The sequence below is a fragment of the Acinetobacter sp. YH12094 genome (genome assembly GCF_013419295.1).
Lineage (GTDB): Bacteria > Pseudomonadota > Gammaproteobacteria > Pseudomonadales > Moraxellaceae > Acinetobacter > Acinetobacter amyesii.
In genome coordinates this window covers 114,413-132,188 of record NZ_VPAK01000001.1, presented here as the reverse complement: position 1 = coordinate 132,188, position 17,776 = coordinate 114,413, and the positions used below count along the sequence as shown (strand labels likewise).

Here is a 17,776-nt window from a genome sequence, read left to right as displayed (position 1 = left end):
CACAATAAAATTAAATTATTTTATATTTAATGACTTATAGCAAACCTTCTTATAAAAAATGTTCATAACTTATCCCATTTCTTAGTAACAATTCGGCAATAAATTTTGCTTGAGCCTTGCTCGATTTATCACCTAAGATGTAGAAAATGATCTCTTTTTTATTGTTGAAACATTCTTAAAAACAAAGCAATAAAATCAAACGAGAAACAAGATCATAAAAAGTGGATATTAAATCAGGGTAAAAGGAGTTTTAACGATGACGTCAAAAAAACATTTAGCAACTTTGTTCTGTGCAAGTGCGCTCACTTTAGGGCTTAGCGCATGTAGTGACAATAAAGCACCTACAACGGATAAAGCTGCAGGAAGTGAAGCTGCTGTTTCTGACTCAGGGACTTTAGATAAGATCAAAAAATCCGGCACGATTGTATTAGGCTATCGCGATTCATCGATTCCATTTTCATATATCGCAGATAATCCAAACCAACCTGTAGGTTATGCACACGATCTCCAATTAAAAGTCGTTGAGGCGGTTAAAAAGCAATTAAATCTTCCCGATTTAAAAGTCCGTTATAACTTAGTGACCAGCCAAAACCGTATTCCATTGGTTTCTAATGGCACAGTCGACTTAGAGTGTGGTTCAACCACAAACAATAAAGAACGCCAACAACAAGTAGATTTCTCAACAGGTTTCTTTGAGGTCGGTTCACGCTTACTTACAGCAAAAGACTCTGGGATTAAAGATTTTGCTGACCTAAAAGGCAAAAAGTTAGTCACCACGGCAGGAACGACATCTGAGCGTTATATTCGTCAACATGAAAAAGAATTAGGTATTGGTGAAGTCATTTCTGCCAAAGACCATGCTGAGTCTTTCCTCATGCTACAAAATGGTCGTGCAGCGGCATTTATGATGGATGATATTTTGCTGGCGGGTGAAAAATCGAAAGCCAAAGATCCAAATAAATGGGAAATCGTGGGTACAGCGCCGATTCATGAAATCTATGGTTGTATGCTGCGTAAAGGCGATACTGGCTTTAAACAAGTGGTTGATGATGCAATCAAAGCGACCTATAGCTCTGGTGAAATCAATGACATGTATAAAAAATGGTTCCAAACGCCAATTCCACCAAAAAATATCAATTTGAATTTCCCGATGTCTGATCAATTAAAAGCATTGATTAGTAATCCACATGACCGTGACGAATAACTTTCCCTAAACATTCTAAAGATGCTTAAGCCAAACGGATTTTGGCTTAAGCTCATTATAGGGAGTTCCTATGAATTATAGCTGGAATTGGGGTGTGCTGTTCCAATCTACAGGTGTAGGTGATTCGACCTACCTGAATTGGATTTTAATTGGGATCGGCTGGCTGTTTGTCATCGCTTTGGTGGCATGGAGCATTGCGATGGTGCTTGGCAGCATCTTGGGTATTATGCGTACCCTACCGAGTCCTGTAGCACGAGGTATTGGTACGGCCTACGTGACTATTTTCCGAAATGTACCTTTATTGATTCAACTGTTTATATGGTTCTATGTTGTACCCAACTTCCTCCCTGCTGCGATTAAAAGCTGGTGGATGAATGACCTTGGGGCAAATACGACCGCCTTAATTTCTGCAAGTGTCGGCTTGGGTCTTTTTGCAGCTGCACGGGTCTGTGAGCAAGTCAGGACAGGTATTGAAGCGCTTCCTTTGGGGCAAACCAATGCAGGTTATGCCATGGGATTTAGCACGGCTCAACTATACCGCTATGTGATCTTACCGCAGTCATTCCGCACGATTTTGCCACCACTGAGCTCTGAGTTGACCAACTGTGTCAAAAACACCTCAGTTGCGTCTTTGGTCGGTGTTGCAGAAATCATTTCACAGATGAAAACCATCAGTGAATACACGCAAAACACCATCGAAATTTATACCTACGTCACCATTATTTTCATCGTGATCAATATCTGTTTAATTGGTTTCATGAATTTTCTGGAAAAACGCCTACGCGTTCCTGGCTTAATTGCAGGAGATAAATAATGGAATGGCTCAGTTCTTTTATTCAAGACCTACAAGCGTCTGGCCCTGCGCTATGGCATGGTTTCAGCATCACACTCAAAGTGGTAATCACGGCAACCATTGGTGGTGTCTTTATTGGGACCTTACTGGCGTTGATGCGCCTGTCCTCGATTAAGGCTTTTAATATTTTTGCTAAAGGCTATGTGAACCTCTTTCGTTCTATTCCTTTGCTCTTGGTGCTGATGTGGTTCTACTTTGCAGTACCCTTTATCTACACAGGGATCACGGGTAACTATCTAACGATTGATACTGCCCTTGTGTCGAGTATCGTGGCCTTCATGCTATTTGAAGCGGCTTACTTTTCAGAGATTGTCCGTGCCGGGATCCAATCAATTCCTAAAGGTCAAACTTCTGCAGCTTATGCTCTCGGTATGAGCTATAGCCAAGCGATGCGCTTAATTATTTTGCCGCAATCTTTTCGCAAAATGACGCCACTGCTTTTACAGCAAACCATCATTCTGTTCCAAGATTCAACCATGGTTTATGCCATCGGACTGTTAGACTTTTTCCGCACCAACTATGTTCGTGGCGACCTCATGTCATTGTTAACTCAATACATTCTGTTTGCCGGTTTGGTGTATTTCACTATTAGTATGATCGCTACCTATGCAGTTAAAAAATTACAACGGAGGTTAAGTGTATGACCGATCAAAAAACGATGATTGACCTCCAAAATGTCAGTAAATGGTATAAAGATTTTCAAGTGCTTACCGATTGCACGACTCAAATTAAACAAGGTGAAGTGGTTGTGGTGTGTGGACCTTCAGGTTCAGGCAAATCAACGCTCATTAAAACCGTCAATGGACTTGAGCCTTTTCAAGCCGGTACGATTTTAGTCGACGGTATTTCCATTAATGACCCAAAAACCGATTTAAATAAATTGCGTAGTCGTGTCGGTATGGTTTTCCAGCACTTTGAACTTTTTCCACATTTATCCATTACCGAAAACCTGACCATTGCGCAGGTCAAAGTCTTGGGCCGATCAGAAGCCGAAGCCAAGAAAAAAGGCTTGGCTTATTTAGATCGTGTGGGTTTGAGTGCACATGCCGCTAAATTCCCTGCACAGTTATCAGGTGGACAGCAACAACGTGTTGCGATTGCACGTGCGCTTAGCATGGACCCGATTGCCATGCTGTTTGATGAACCGACTTCAGCACTTGATCCAGAGATGATTAATGAAGTGCTTGATGTGATGGTGGGTCTTGCCAAAGAAGGCATGACCATGATGTGTGTAACCCATGAGATGGGCTTTGCGCGTCAGGTTGCGGACCGTGTGATCTTTATGGATCAAGGAAAAATTGTGGAAGACTGCAGTAAAGATGAATTCTTTAATGCCCCTCGTGGTGAACGAGCGCAGCAGTTCTTAAATAAAATTCTGCATTAAGTTCAAAACGTTTATTTAACTGATGTTACGCAGTAACATCAGAAGCGTAATTTGATTCAAATAAAAGTACGATACGCAGTAACGTCATCCGCAAGTGTTTGAGATAGGAATTCTTCTAATCAAAAATGTTTTTGCGATACTTTAGATAATTAGACGCTAGTGAACGAGTTTTGTCGGTGAGGTGATTGCACCGCAAGATGGTTTCCTTGCGAAGCACGCTTCTCATTTTGCCTAATGAGAAGCGTGCTTCGTAAGAGTACCTCCAGCCGAAGGCTAATCCCTTTATTCATTCCCTTGATGTAAGACTCCGTCGAATTGGCTTAAAAATCATTTTAAAAATGCAAAATTACTTTTGCATGCATAACATCAGTTATTTAATTTCCGAAAATAAAAAAGCTCATCCATCGATGAGCTTTTTTTTCATGGCACATTACCAATAATTTTCTACAGCAATATTTCCTTCACCACGACGGTTCATGGTCAAACCACGCGCCTTTAATGCCGCCTTGGTGTCATCAACCATTTGTGGATTACCACACAGCATGACATGCGTCGTTTCCACATTAAACGCTAAGCCTGCCGCCTGTTCTAACTCGCCATTTTCAATTAAAACTGGTAAACGGTCATGCAGCGGCGCATTTGGATCACGTGTCACAATAGGTATAAATTTAAACCCCGTATGCCCTTCGCCAAAGGTTTCCGCGATTTCTTGAATACGCTCGACATAAGCCAGTTCTGATACGGTGCGTACACTGTAAACTAGATTAATTTTTTCGTATTTAGTCCACGTTTCAAAGTCTTGTAGCATTGATAAAAATGGTGCCAGACCCGTTCCTGTCCCCAACAGCCATAAGTCCTTCGGCAATGGCAACTGATAACGTGCCAAGGTAAGGAAGCCATAAGGGACTTTTTCTAAATACAGCTCATCGCCCACTTGTAGATGCTGCAAATTTGAAGTAAATGCACCATCTGGAACAACGATAGAAAAAAACTCTAAAGTTTCATCAAAGGGTGACGACACCACAGAATAGGCACGAACCACCAATTCATCGCCCACTTTCAAGCCTATTCGTGCGAACTGACCAGCGGTGAATTTAAAATGCGCAGGGCGTGTCATGGTAAAACTGAACAAAGTATTGGTCCAACGGTGTACAGATAAAACCTTTTCTAAGCTAAATTTTTCAATTGACATGATTTGAACGTGGCGTGACAGACTGTGCTCATGTTAGCATGACAGCATAATTTATTAATATTTTTTAAATGTTAAGGCCTGATTCATGCGCATGACTTTACGCCAGTTGGCTGTTTTTGTAGCAGTCGCTCAAGAAGGTACCGTTACCAAAGCCAGTGATGCTGTCAAACTTACTCAAAGTGCAGCAAGTATGGCATTGGCAGACCTCGAAGATGGTCTCGGTGCTCCACTGTTTGACCGACTTGGTAAACGCTTGCAATTGAATGACTTGGGTCGTTTTTTATTGCCACAAGCTTTGGAAATTTTAGGGCGCTGTGAAGCTTTTGAACAAGCAGCCAAAGGCGAACTACAAAGTATTGATCTACGTTTGGGCGCGACCCTGACCATCAGTGACTACTTGATGCCAGACCTCATGGCAGATTTCTTACAAATTCAACCTCAAGCACATTTACAACTTCAAGTCGGCAATACCCGCCAAATGATTGAAGCGGTAAACCAATTTCAGTTGGATTTGGCCTTAATTGAAGGTTCATGCCACCTGCCACAGCTACAATGTATTCACTGGCGTGACGATGAACTTGCGGTGTGCTGTTCACCAGAGCACCCTTTAGCGAAGCTAGATCGTTCACTGACTGCGGCTGACTTTGATAACGTGGAATGGATCTTACGAGAAGAAGGGTCAGGCACACGTGAAGTATTTGATAACGCAATTTTAAAAGACCTGCCAGATGCCAATATTCGTTTAACCTTGGGTCATAACGAAGCCATTCTAAAAATCGTGGCAGGTGGTCTTGGTATGTCATGTATTTCTAAACTGGCAATTGAGCCTTTACGTGAAAAAGGTCAATTGGTGGTTTTAGATACGCCGTTTTGGCAACTTGCCCGTCCATTATTCATGTTGGTACATCGTCAGAAATACCAAGGACCGGGTCTCAAAGCCTTTATGCAATTTTGTGAAAAATCTGTCTAAAAAAGAGCGCCTAATGGCGCTTTTTTTTATTTATTAAATTGTCGTTCGCAAGGTATTCCGTCGTTGTTTCCGTCCATTTTTGTGCCTGGACAATGTTGAAGAAAATACACCGCTTCTTCATAAGATTTCATCTGACTACAATGCTGTTGTCCATCACAACTAAACTGTACTTTCTCTGCTGCCCTTGGCGTATCACTTGAAGCAGGTGTCTGCGCAGTGTATTGAACAACAGACTGAGCTTGCGTTGAAGCTGTGCCGTATAGATTTTTTTCACCTTGCTCAGTCAGCACCCGATCGGGTAAATCCCCCTGAGCTTTACGTTGTTCTTTTACAATGTTTTCATTTTCTTGCATGAGCTGTTGTAAATGTAGCTGCTTCTGTTCTTGGTACTGCTGATATTTCCCATAAACAGCCACAGCTAATACTAGAATTACAATGAGTCCAATCATGCTGAAGATTTTACTACCCCCAAACTGTGCCTTTGGCTGTATCGTGAGGAGTAGCTTGGTCATTCACTCGATCCGACCTTGATTCAAATGACGGATTTATCTGTTCATGAGTGGACTGCTCTTTTTTCAAATCTAAACGGATGATATTTACCGCTTTAAATTTACCTTGATCTGCTTCAATCCTGTATTTGAGATTTTCTCCAACACGTGGTTCGATGTGTCGGCTAGGAAAATCACGAATATGAAAAAAATAAATCCTGTGCTTGATCTTGTTGTATAAATCCAAAGCCGCGCTCAACGTTATAGCTTTTGATTTTCCCCTCTTTAAACATAAAAATTGTCTCTCATCTTTTCTTTTAATACTCTTATGATAATAAAAAAAGAGGCCCTATAGACCTCTTTTTCAATTTCAAAGATTTCCATGAAATCTTACAATCACATTATTTACGCAAATTCGAAAGCAAAGCTGAAGTAATTGACTGGTTATTTGCCACTACTTTAGATTTTTTAGCTTTTGCAGATTTGTCTTCTTCACGCTCAATGTTTATGGCTTTATAACGATCACCATTTTTCACCACATTAAATTTCACACGATCATTACGTTTTGGCTCGACACCATCTGCGGGAAAGTCAGAGATATGGAAAAATACATCACCTTCTTCACATGAAAGAAAGCCAAAGCCCTTTTCAGGATTGTACTGCTTCACTTTACCTTTATATTGTTCAGACTTCATAAAGTACCCTATTCCATTTATTCCAATGTCTTTAGTATATAAAAAAGAGGCTATAAAAGCCCCTTTTCTGTTCATGATGCAAAAATTAGTCTTTTTGAACTGAACCGAAAATTTTATCGCCTGCATCGCCAAGACCAGGAACGATATAACCGTTTTCATTTAAACCTTGGTCTACAGATGCTGTGTAAATGATCACATCTGGGTGAGCTTCATTTACACGTTTAATGCCTTCTGGAGCGGCAACAAGCACCATGACACGAATATCTTTACAACCACTGGCTTTTAGAACGTCAATAGCAGCAACGAGCGATGAACCTGTTGCAAGCATTGGGTCAATAATCATCGCTAAACGGTTTTGTACGTCTGGTACTAATTTTTTGTAGTAAGTACGCGCTTCTAAAGTTTCTTCATCACGCTCTAAACCCAATACAGATACTTTCGCACTTGGAATCAGGTTTAAGAAACCATCCAACATACCAATACCTGCACGTAAAATCGGTACAACTGTTATTTTTTTACCGGCAATACGATCTACAGTTACTTTACCATTCCAACCATCAATTTCATGATCGACCATTGGTAAATCTTTCGTTGCTTCATAAGTCAGAAGCATAGTCACTTCTTGAGCAAGCTCACGGAAGTTTTTAGTACTAATATCTGCACGACGAAGTAAGCCGAGTTTATGTCGAATAAGCGGATGACGGATTTCATGGATAGCCACGGGAGAACACCTAAAAGGTTAAGATAAAATTTCAACCATTATAAAGCTATTTAACAAATGATAAAAATAAAAAAGCCCCCTTTACAGGAGGCTTTTTTGTAATAAGCAAATTAATTGCTTAATTCATTAGTTAAAACCACTTTGAATTAAGCTAAAAATGAACTGTTGTAATTCAGGTGAGATCGCAAAGTATGCCACTTGAGAAACTGCAATGATTGGATCTGGATATACACCGATCAACAACACAAGTGCAGCTGCGCCAAGCACCATAATACCACCCACTTTTTGACCCCAATGATCGACAGCGTCGATACGTGGGTTTTCTGGTGGAGTCATGTACATCACAACCATCACACGTAGGTAGTAGTACAAACCGATACCTGAACCAAGGATCACCATCGCAGCTAAGAACCATGAACCACCAGCAACTGCTGTTTTGATCACAAGGAACTTACCAATAAAGCCCGCTGTTAATGGGATACCTGCAAGAGATAACATCATGACAGTCAGTGTTGCAGTCAACACTGGACGACGCCAGAACAAACCACGGTACTCAGCAAGGCTACCTGCTTCGTCTTTGTTGTTGTAAGGGCTAGACATTAGTGTCACAACACCGAACGCACCAATCGTTGTTAATACATAAGTAATCACATAAACGTTGACGCTGCTAAATGTTGCAAAGCCTTGTACTTGAACAAAGTCAGTATTACGTGCACTCACAATCGCAACAAGTAAGTAACCAAAGTGAGCGATTGAAGAGTATGCAAGGATACGTTTCAAGTTCACTTGACGTACTGCTAGTAAGTTACCCGCAAGGATAGACAATACTGCAATGATGGTCACGATCGTGATGAAGCTGTCAGAAAGGATTAAGCCAGAAGCCAAGAAGTAACGAACGAATAGACCGATCATTGCCACTTTAGCCACAGTCGCTAAGAATGTCGCGATTGGCGCTGGCGCACCTGCATACACGTCTGGTGTCCATTTGTGGAATGGCGCAAGAGACAATTTAAATGCAACAGCAAAGACAATTAGTGCAAGACCAAGGACTACACCCGGTTGGCTGAATGTTGTGAACATTTTGCCTGGTTCAGCAACGAATGCCATTGTACCTGTATACGCATATACATAAGCCATACCCATCAACAACATCGCAGAAGCGGTTGCTGAAAGCACCAAGTATTTCACACCCGCTTCAAGCGACTGTGAACGTTGGTGTGTATAAGCCAATAGGCCGTATACAGGAATCGACATTAACTCAAGACTGATAAAGAATGACGCATAGTGAGAACTTGCAACCATTAACAATGCACCTGTTACAGAGCACAGCATCAAGATATAAAGTTCTTCACGGTTATCTTTATAGGTTTCGATATACGCATGTGACAATGTGCAGCAAGCAAGTGCTGCAATCAAAATCACGAATTGGTACAACATCGTAAATGGATCTACGATGAACAAATTCATTACGTTTGCAGGTGCATACTGCCCTGCAACGAAAACAAAAATAATATAAAAGGCTGCAAGGTTCAGACCGATAACGGAAGTCGTTGCAACTAAATTGTGGTTACGCTTGATTGCAATTAGCAACATCACGACGATCGCAGTTAAAGCCACGATCATCACAGGAGCTAATGGCATAAGCTCAGAAAATGACATTGTGAAGTCCATGGCTTATTGCATCTCCACATTTTCAGGTTGTACAGCAATCTGCTGCACAACATCAACGACTTCTTGAACTGGGATATAGCTATTTGCAATCCACGCCATGCTTGAATTTGAAATATCAAGGAAGCTTTGTGGGAATAGACCAAGCCATACTAGACCAAGAGCACAGATTAAAAGAATCACAACTTCACGCGCATTTAAGTCTTTCAACGGATTTGCGTAATGCTGTTTTTGTTCTTCGTTTGGTGTACCAAACAACGCTTTGTGGATCAGGATTAAACCGTAAAGACCGGCAAATACTAAGCTTACTGCAGCAAGGATTGTATACACAGGGAACTTGTCATAAGAACCCATCAAGATCAGGAATTCACCGATGAAGTTACCTAGACCCGGAATACCTACAAGTGCCGCAACAAAGAACATTAAGAAGAATGAAAGGTATTGGAACTGACCACGAATACCGCCCATCAAACGCATGTCACGTGTATGCAGACGTTCGTAAACCTGACCACACATAATGAACAATGCAGCAGAAGATAGACCGTGAGCCAGCATCATAATCATCAAGCCTTGGAATGTCAGGATGTTACCTGCATACAAGGCAAGAAGTACGAAGCCCATGTGCGAAATAGATGTGTACGCAAGCAGACGTTTCATGTCTGTTTGTTGGAATGCACACCATGCACCGTAGAAAATACCGATTAGACCAAGAATGATCGCGATGTCAGCAAACTGAGCAGATGCTACCGGGAAGAATGGAATAACGAAACGTAAAAGACCATAAGCCGCAGTTTTAATCAAGATACCTGCAAGGTCGACAGAACCCGCTGTAGGTGCTTGCGCATGTGCATCTGGTAACCAGCCGTGTAATGGGAAAACTGGAAGTTTTACCGCAAAACCAATGAACATACAGATCATGAATGCATAGGCAAGTGCTGGAGCTTTCGCCTCAACAGTGTGTGCAACACTCATCAAGAAGTCATAGTTAAAGCTGATTTGACCGTGAAGTTGGAAGCCAACAACCACTAGACCCAAGATACCGATCAACATGATCAGACCCGCAACCTGAGTATAGATAAAGAATTTAGTTGCAGCGTAAACGCGTGACTTACCTTCTGCCCCTTTATGACCCCAAAGTGCGATCAAGAAGTAGATTGGTACCAGCATCATCTCCCAGAAGAAGAAGAATAGGAACATGTCAATCGCTAAGAATACACCGATCACACCACCTAAAGACCAAAGTAGGTTTAAGTGGAAGAAACCAACGTTCTTTTGAATCTCACCCCATGAACAGCCGACCGCAAGTACACCCAGTAATGCAGTTAAACCTACCATAAGCAGTGAAAGACCATCCACCGCAAGGTGAATGTTAATCCCTAAAGTGGTAATCCACGGTAGGTTAAATTGAGCAGCCCACTGTGGAGCTTGTGTACCCAACTCGTAGTTATAAGTACCGCTTTGCCATAAAACGACGGTTAACACCAACGTTAATAGCATACCAATTAAGGCAATATAGCGTGGTAAGTGCTTGTCGAGTTTATCGACAAGCCAGCATACAAAACCTGCAATGAACGGAATAAGGATCAGAGCGGGTAGAATTAAATTGTTTGGAGTTTCCATTTTATTTCCCCACGACCTGAATCACGACCAGGATCAATAGTAATGCAAACGTACCGAATGCCATACTAGATGCGTATTCACGCAATGAACCTGTTTGACGTGAACTTGTAAAGCTATTACCGCCTTTAACAAGTGCAGGCAATACAAGCCATAAGCCGTCAATTGGATCACGACCAAAGATTTTAGCCAGTAGCAAATAAGGCTTAACGAAAACAATGTTGTACAAAGCATCGAAACCAAGTGCATTACGACAGATATTTGCAAGACCCGCGCCCAGTGAAGTTTTCGCGAACGATTTCACTGCACCATAAGCAAAGGCAAATAACACCACACCGACTGCAAGACCTGCAAGTGCAATACCAACTGCTGTATATTCAGCGCTATGCATACCGTGTTCTAGTGCTTCTGGAATATTAAACGCTGGGATTTGTGCAGCATTTAAAATATTCGTTACTGGTGCTTTTAATACATAAGCTAAACCAGTTGAAAGCACTGCAAGAATCGCCAATGGACCCCAGTAAGTAACACCTTTGATTTCATGGTAAGGCGTGTTTTCTTTACCAAAGAATACAACCCAAATAAGACGGAATGTATAAATTGAAGTTAAGAACGCACCTGCTACACCAGTCCAGTACAAGCAGTCATAAACTGCAATCGCTTGACCTTTCACCCATACCGCACCAAGAATCGCATCTTTCGAGAAGAAGCCGATCGTGATGAATGGAATCGCTGCCAATGCACCGCCACCAATCGCGAAACAAGCAAACAAGAATTTGTTTTTATGGAATAGACCACCCATCTTGAAGATGTTTTGTTCGTGATGGTAAGCCAAAATCACTGCACCAGAAGACAAGAATAATAATGCCTTGAAGAATGCGTGAGTCAGCATGTGGAATAGACCTGCTTGGTAAGCTTCAGCACCTACAGCCATAAACATATAACCCAACTGACTCATAGTTGAGTAAGCAAGAATACGTTTGATGTCTGTTTGTACCAATGCAGCAAAGCCTGCTACCAACAATGTCACTGCACCCGTGATTGAAATGAACATCATCACTTCTGGCGCTTGTTCAAACACGCTGAACATACGGCTACATAGGTAAACACCCGCTGTTACCATTGTTGCTGCGTGGATCAATGCAGATACTGGTGTAGGACCAGCCATCGCATCTGCCAACCATGTTTGTAATGGGATCTGAGCAGATTTACCTGCAGCCCCCAAGAACAACATCAATGCAGTCCAAATCGCAATTGAAGAACTCTGAGCCAAAACTGTTGGCGCAGCAGCTACAACTTCTGCAATGTTTAAAGTGCCGAATTGTTGGTAGATCAAGAACAATGCGATCAGTAAGAATACGTCACCCACACGTGTCACAGTGAATGCTTTAATTGCAGCAAAACCGTTTGCAGGTGTTTGGTAGTAGTAACCAATCAATAGGTATGAACATAGACCTACACCTTCCCAACCCAAGAATAACAACGCTAAGTTGTCACCCAACACTAAAAGCAGCATGCTTGCTACGAATAGGTTGAAATATGAGAAGAAACGTGCAAAGTCTTCTTCGCCACGCATGTACCATGTTGCAAAGATGTGAATTAAGAAACCCACACCTGTGATCATGCCCATCATCAATAATGATAAGCCATCTAAATGAAGCGTGAAGCCCGGTGCTAAGTTACCTGCACTGAACCAAGTCCAAAGATGCTGAGTTGTTGCAACTGAACCATTATTAACAAAGTCGATACCGGCAATTAATGCAAATAAAGCTGAAAGACCAACTGAACCTGCACCAATAATTGCAGCAACTGATTCAGGAAGGTTTTTACGACCTGCCGCCAACAGGATAAAACCAATTAGCGGGAAAAGTACTGTTAAATATAAATAACTCATCCGCGCATCTCACTAGCAGCATCCACATCCAGATGATGGAAGCGATGATAGAACTGAAGGACGATCGCAAGACCGATACAAGCCTCTGCTGCAGCAAGCGTTAAGATCAAGATAAACATCACTTGACCGTCTGGCTGTGCCCATGCGCTTCCTGCCAATACGAACGCTAAAGCAGCAGCGTTCATCATGATTTCAAGGCTCATTAAAATAAATAGTAGGTTGCGTCGAACCATCACACCGTAAAAACCCAGTGCAAAAAGAATGGTTGCAACGATCAAACCATGTTCTAAAGGGATGTTGCCCATTATTCTTTGTCCTCTTCTGCACCTGGCTCACGTTTGCCAAGATGGAATGCAGCGACAAGTGCGCCAAGCAATAACATCGCAGCAACTTCAACCAGCAATAAGTACTGAGTAAAGAGTGAAGTACCCACTTCTTTCGGACCGACAACTTGAGCACCCATGACAGTGCCAGCAGTTGTGTAGTCTGACTTCAACATCCAAACAAGGATTAGACCCATCAGGAAGCTCATCAACGCAGGATATGCCCACGCTGAAGAAGTCAGCCATTTGCTTTCTTGTTCAACTGTATTTTGACCAAGATTCAGCATCATCACGACGAATACGAATAGCACCATGATTGCGCCAGCGTAAACGATAATTTCGAGGGCACCGGCAAACGGCGCACCCACGATCATGAAGATACCTGCAACTGCAAGTAAAGAGATAATCAAGCTTAATAAAGCGTGTACTGGGTTCGTGTTAGTTACAACACGAACGGTAGAGACGATGGCCACAAGCGCCATCAAATAAAATGGCCACATCATGGTAATAGACTCCGTACATCAACTGGTGTGCTTTCGCGTTGAGCCTGACCTTTATCTTTACCAGCAACAGCCATACCTGTTACGCGGTAGAAGTTATAGTCTGGGTATTTACCAGGACCTGAGATAAGAAGGTTTTCTTTCTCATATACTAAGTCCTGACGAACATACTCACCTAACTCAAAGTCAGGTGTCATTTGAATCGCAGTCGTAGGACATGCTTCTTCACACATACCGCAGAAAATACAACGTGAGAAGTTAATACGGAAAAATTCCGGATACCAACGACCATCTTCTTTTTCAGCTTTTTGTAGTGAAATACAGCCGACTGGACATGCAACCGCACAAAGGTTACATGCAACGCAGCGCTCTTCACCATCAGGGTCACGCGTTAACACGATACGACCACGGAAACGTGGTGGTACGATGTCTTCCGCTTTAACCTCTGGATATAAAATGGTGTCACGTTTACGTGTCGCGTGTGAGAATACCATCCACAACGAACGTACAATTGACCCAAATCCAGCTAGAAATTTAAACATTTTATTCTCCCTGCTGTCTTAGGCCTGATTCATCAGAATCACAGCACCAGTTACCAGAAGGTTAACCAACGCCAATGGCAAGCAAATTTTCCAACCAAAGTTCATGACTTGGTCATAACGTGGACGCATTAAAGAACCACGAGCCAAGACAAACATCATTACAAAGAATGCTGTTTTAATAATGAACCAGAACGCAGCTGGAATGAATGGAATATCTAGGTTGAAAGGCGCTAACCAACCACCGAAGAATAAAGTCACGATTAATGCAGAGATCAGTACGACGTTGACGTATTCCGCAACGAAGAACATACCCCATTTCATACCGCCGTATTCGACATGGTAACCTTCCGCCAATTCTTGTTCTGCTTCTGGTTGGTCAAATGGATGACGGTGAGTTACCGCAACACCCGCAACCACGAAGATTAAGAAACCTAAGAACTGAGGAATAACAAACCAAACATCACGTTGAGCTTCAACAATTTCACGCATGTTGAATGAGCCTGCAATCGCAACCACACCCATCAGTGAAATACCCAAGAACACTTCATAAGAAATGGTTTGAGCAGCAGAACGTAAACCACCAAGTAATGCGTATTTGTTATTTGATGACCAACCACCGAACAATACTGCGTATACCGCAATACCAGCCATTGCCATAAAGAACAATAGACCGATGCTCATGTCTGAAACACCTAGATAAGGTGAAACAGGAATAACCATGAACGATAGCACCGCAGTTGCCATCGCAACTGCTGGAGCCATACGGAAAGTCAATTTGTCAGCAAATTTTGGTGTCCAGTCTTCTTTGAACATGATTTTCAGCATGTCGGCAACAATCTGGAACATACCGCCCGGACCTACACGGTTCGGACCGTAACGGTCTTGCCACAAGCCGAGTAAACGACGTTCAATAAAAGACATCAACGCAGCGATCAACACTACAACCAGTAAGATCACAATCGCTTGAAGAACTGAATAGGCGATTGGCCAGTTTTCAGCCCACAGCGGCGTTTGACGGATTAATTCTTGTTCCATGAATTACACTCCTACCGCGACTGAAACAGGTTCTGCAAGCGATACTGTAGGTGCTAGACCCACTGGATAACCGATATAACCTGTAGGTAAGTATTCAATCACTTGAACTGGAAGGACGATTTCAGCATCCCCTGCTTTCACAGCGATACGTTGACCATCTTGAACATTTAAGCGTGCTGCATCTTGTTCACCCACAGCAAACATTGCTTCAGGAATACGCGACTCCATCGCAGGTGTTTTCACTGTAAATTCACCAGAAGCGAAGATGTGATGCATAGGTACAAGACGGAAGCTTTCACCATTAACCGCAACAGGTGCAGGTGCAACGAAAGTACGTGCTGGACGTTTCGCTAAACGATCGAATAAACGAACGCCTGCATCACCACCTTTTAAGTGACCACCCACGTTGTCTTGGAATTTGTTCCAAGCTTGTGGTGAGTTCCAACCTGCAGACCAAGCAAATGGTACAAGTGAAGCTGGAGTTTGGTTACCTACATAACCTTCCATAGAGAACGTCAACGCAGAGTCTTTATCGACTGGTTGTTTTGGTTCATGAATAGAAAGTGGTGCGCGCATCGCAGTACGACCTGAGTAACGACGTGGTTCACGTGCCACTTTTAGACCATGTACACGGAAGCCAGCATCTGGTGCGACATCTTGAATTGCTTCAAGTGCAGGAACGTTTTTCGCTACTGACTCGATCACATCATCAAGAACTGTCCAAGAAATCGCTTTGCCTTTCACGCCAGTTTCAATGGCATGTAACCAGCGCCAAGATTCTTTGATCGCAAGTTCTGGTTTGTAGTAGCTTGGGTCATACACTTGGTAGAAACGTTGTGCACGGCCTTCTTGAGAGACCACAGTACCATCACCTTCAGCAAATGAAGCAGCAGAAAGTACGATGTTGGCTTTTTTCACAGTTTCAGTTTCAGAATGATCAAGTACGATCACTTCTTTACCAGAAAGTGCAGCATTCACCTGCGCGGCTGGTAAACGACGATAAAGGTCATTTTCCACCACGATCACGGTATCGTAATCTTGTGCGAATGCTTGTTCTAAGCTTTGACCACCAAAGATCGCTAAGCCCATTGAGTTCACTTCAGGAACAGTCAATGTTAAGCCCGCATTACCAAGGTTCTGTGCAACTTGTGCAGCAGCCTCCATGATTGATGCGTCTTGCAAGCTTGTACCAGAGATGATTAATGGTTTTTTCGCAGCTTTTAAAGTGTCAGCAATCGTTTGTGCAAATGCTTTTGCATCGTCATCCAAACCTAAGATCACTTCACCTTTGACAGCAGCAGCGACCGCAAAACCTAAACGTGCAATGTCGTTAGGTGATGCAACAACTTCACCGGTAGCAACATCAGCTAAACGTGTTTGAGTGGCAGCAAGGATGTAAATCGGAGATTTGGCATCTTGAGCAATACGTTGTACAGGTTCAGCCAACCACTCTTGCGTACGGCGCTCTGCAGCCATTTCTTTAGCTTTATTTTTCGCAGCTTGGCGAACAGATAGAGCCATACGTGGTGCAGTTTGAGTTAAGTCTTCACCCAAAATCAACACAGCATCGTAGCTTTCGATTTCACGCATACCTGGGTTATAAACACCTTCGGTTTGCATGATAGAAGCTGCAAGCTCAACAAGTTTTTGCTCTTTTTGAGACATACCTGTTGAGAAGTTGTCTTGACCTACAAGTTCGCGAAGCGCGAAGTTTGATTCAAGTGACGCACGTGGTGAACCGATACCCAATACTTTTTTGCCTTGGATATTTTCAATTACGGTATCCAATGCTTGGTCTACAGAAACTGTAGTCACATTTGCACCAGAACGGAATTGTGGTTGACGTGGACGATCTTCACGGTTCACATAACCTGTACCGAAACGACCTTTATCGCAAAGGAAGTATTGGTTCACGTCACCGTTAAAGCGGTTTTCTACACGACGTAGTTCGCCATAACGTTCACCTGGAGAGATGTTACAACCTGAAGAACAGCCTTGGCATACGCTTGGCGCATACTGCATGTCCCATTTACGGTTATAGCGTTCAGAGTGAGTTTTATCTGTGAATACACCTGTTGGGCAAACTTCAGTCAAGTTACCAGAGAATTCAGATTCTAAAGTACCTGATTCTGGACGACCAAAGTAAACACGCGAAGCGTTTGCATACACACCAAAGTCCGTACCACCTGCATAATCTTTGTAGTAACGCACACAACGGTAGCACGCGATACAACGGTTCATTTCATGAGAAATGAAAGAGCCTAGCTCTTGGTTGTAATGCGTACGTTTTGTGAAGCGGTAACGACGACGGTCATGCTGAGTCATTACAGTCATATCTTGTAAATGACAGTGACCACCCTCTTCACAGACTGGGCAGTCGTGTGGGTGGTTGGTCATCAAGAATTCAACAACAGAAGCACGGAAATTTTTTGCTTCGTCATCTTCAATCGAGATGTAGGTATTGTCAGATGCAGGCGTCATACATGACATAACTAAACGACCGCGAGTATCTTCAGGATTCGCGTATTGAGTCACAGCACATTGACGGCAAGAACCGACAGAACCTAAGGATGGATGCCAACAAAAGTATGGGATGTCGATGCCAAGGCTAAGACATGCTTGTAGCAAGTTCTCTGAGCCGTTGACTTCATACGATTTTCCATCGACATGAATTGTAGCCATAGTCGAAT

General features: G+C 42.7%; 18 protein-coding genes. 5 read left to right on the top strand and 13 right to left on the bottom strand.

Features of this window, described 5'->3' with window-relative positions:
• The first annotated feature begins 256 nt into the window (after positions 1–256).
• From FTU34_RS00625 to FTU34_RS00610, 4 genes are all read left to right on the top strand, one after another.
• Positions 257–1,204 carry a transporter substrate-binding domain-containing protein gene (locus FTU34_RS00625; RefSeq protein ID WP_078192283.1) on the top strand — a complete coding sequence of 316 codons (948 nt, stop codon included), beginning with the start codon at positions 257–259 and terminating at the stop codon, positions 1,202–1,204.
• Positions 1,205–1,274: 70 nt separating this feature from the next.
• Entirely contained in the window at positions 1,275–2,018 is a 744-nt protein-coding gene (locus tag FTU34_RS00620) for an amino acid ABC transporter permease (RefSeq protein WP_180034529.1), read from the top strand.
• Positions 2,018–2,701: an ABC transporter permease subunit gene (locus FTU34_RS00615; protein ID WP_078191088.1), complete on the top strand. Its 684-nt coding sequence runs from the start codon at positions 2,018–2,020 to the stop codon at positions 2,699–2,701. Before FTU34_RS00620 ends, FTU34_RS00615 begins: the two co-directional genes overlap by 1 nt.
• A complete protein-coding gene (locus tag FTU34_RS00610) occupies positions 2,698–3,441 on the top strand; it encodes an amino acid ABC transporter ATP-binding protein (protein ID WP_373686456.1) in 744 nt (247 codons plus the stop codon). Before FTU34_RS00615 ends, FTU34_RS00610 begins: the two co-directional genes overlap by 4 nt.
• Positions 3,442–3,871: 430 nt before the next feature.
• Here the strand turns inward: FTU34_RS00610 and FTU34_RS00605 are convergent, their stop codons facing one another.
• Entirely contained in the window at positions 3,872–4,633 is a 762-nt protein-coding gene (locus tag FTU34_RS00605; RefSeq protein WP_168378569.1) for a ferredoxin--NADP reductase, read from the bottom strand.
• Between the two features lie 85 nt (positions 4,634–4,718).
• On the opposite strand from FTU34_RS00605, the gene gigC reads away from it, so the two are divergent.
• Positions 4,719–5,603, top strand: a complete 885-nt coding sequence (gene gigC / locus FTU34_RS00600) for a LysR family transcriptional regulator GigC (RefSeq protein WP_180034530.1) — start codon at positions 4,719–4,721, stop codon at positions 5,601–5,603.
• Between the two features lie 26 nt (positions 5,604–5,629).
• Here the strand turns inward: gigC and FTU34_RS18040 are convergent, their stop codons facing one another.
• From FTU34_RS18040 to nuoG, 12 genes are all read right to left on the bottom strand, one after another.
• The gene (locus tag FTU34_RS18040) at positions 5,630–6,115 is read right to left on the bottom strand and encodes an excalibur calcium-binding domain-containing protein (RefSeq protein ID WP_180034531.1); all 486 of its coding nucleotides are present in this window, start codon (positions 6,113–6,115) and stop codon (positions 5,630–5,632) included.
• A 170-nt stretch (positions 6,116–6,285) separates the two neighbouring features.
• Positions 6,286–6,384: a cold-shock protein gene (locus tag FTU34_RS18035; RefSeq protein WP_306669809.1), complete on the bottom strand. Its 99-nt coding sequence runs from the start codon at positions 6,382–6,384 to the stop codon at positions 6,286–6,288.
• 108 nt (positions 6,385–6,492) lie between these two features.
• The gene (locus FTU34_RS00585) at positions 6,493–6,786 is read right to left on the bottom strand and encodes a cold shock domain-containing protein (protein ID WP_078192288.1); all 294 of its coding nucleotides are present in this window, start codon (positions 6,784–6,786) and stop codon (positions 6,493–6,495) included.
• Between the two features lie 85 nt (positions 6,787–6,871).
• Entirely contained in the window at positions 6,872–7,507 is a 636-nt protein-coding gene (upp, locus tag FTU34_RS00580; RefSeq protein WP_078192289.1) for a uracil phosphoribosyltransferase, read from the bottom strand.
• 126 nt (positions 7,508–7,633) lie between these two features.
• Positions 7,634–9,178 carry an NADH-quinone oxidoreductase subunit NuoN gene (gene nuoN / locus FTU34_RS00575; RefSeq protein WP_078192290.1) on the bottom strand — a complete coding sequence of 515 codons (1,545 nt, stop codon included), beginning with the start codon at positions 9,176–9,178 and terminating at the stop codon, positions 7,634–7,636.
• A gap of 3 nt (positions 9,179–9,181) precedes the next feature.
• A complete protein-coding gene (gene nuoM, locus FTU34_RS00570; protein ID WP_078192291.1) occupies positions 9,182–10,795 on the bottom strand; it encodes an NADH-quinone oxidoreductase subunit M in 1,614 nt (537 codons plus the stop codon).
• Between the two features lies 1 nt (position 10,796).
• Positions 10,797–12,686 (bottom strand): NADH-quinone oxidoreductase subunit L, encoded by a 1,890-nt coding sequence (nuoL, locus tag FTU34_RS00565; RefSeq protein ID WP_078191097.1) that lies wholly within the window; start codon positions 12,684–12,686, stop codon positions 10,797–10,799.
• Positions 12,683–12,991 carry an NADH-quinone oxidoreductase subunit NuoK gene (nuoK, locus tag FTU34_RS00560; RefSeq protein ID WP_067665227.1) on the bottom strand — a complete coding sequence of 103 codons (309 nt, stop codon included), beginning with the start codon at positions 12,989–12,991 and terminating at the stop codon, positions 12,683–12,685. Before nuoK ends, nuoL begins: the two co-directional genes overlap by 4 nt.
• A complete protein-coding gene (gene nuoJ / locus FTU34_RS00555) occupies positions 12,991–13,509 on the bottom strand; it encodes an NADH-quinone oxidoreductase subunit J (protein ID WP_171262661.1) in 519 nt (172 codons plus the stop codon). Before nuoJ ends, nuoK begins: the two co-directional genes overlap by 1 nt.
• Complete coding sequence (nuoI, locus tag FTU34_RS00550; protein WP_078191099.1) at positions 13,509–14,051, bottom strand: NADH-quinone oxidoreductase subunit NuoI; 543 nt, start codon at positions 14,049–14,051, stop codon at positions 13,509–13,511. The genes nuoJ and nuoI overlap by 1 nt, the downstream gene beginning before the upstream one ends.
• 18 nt (positions 14,052–14,069) lie before the next feature.
• Positions 14,070–15,086, bottom strand: coding sequence for an NADH-quinone oxidoreductase subunit NuoH (gene nuoH / locus FTU34_RS00545; RefSeq protein ID WP_078191100.1), 1,017 nt, complete (start codon positions 15,084–15,086; stop codon positions 14,070–14,072).
• Between the two features lie 3 nt (positions 15,087–15,089).
• On the bottom strand, positions 15,090–17,768 hold the full coding sequence (gene nuoG / locus FTU34_RS00540; RefSeq protein WP_111884891.1) for an NADH-quinone oxidoreductase subunit NuoG: 2,679 nt from the start codon (positions 17,766–17,768) through the stop codon (positions 15,090–15,092).
• Positions 17,769–17,776 lie beyond the last annotated feature (8 nt).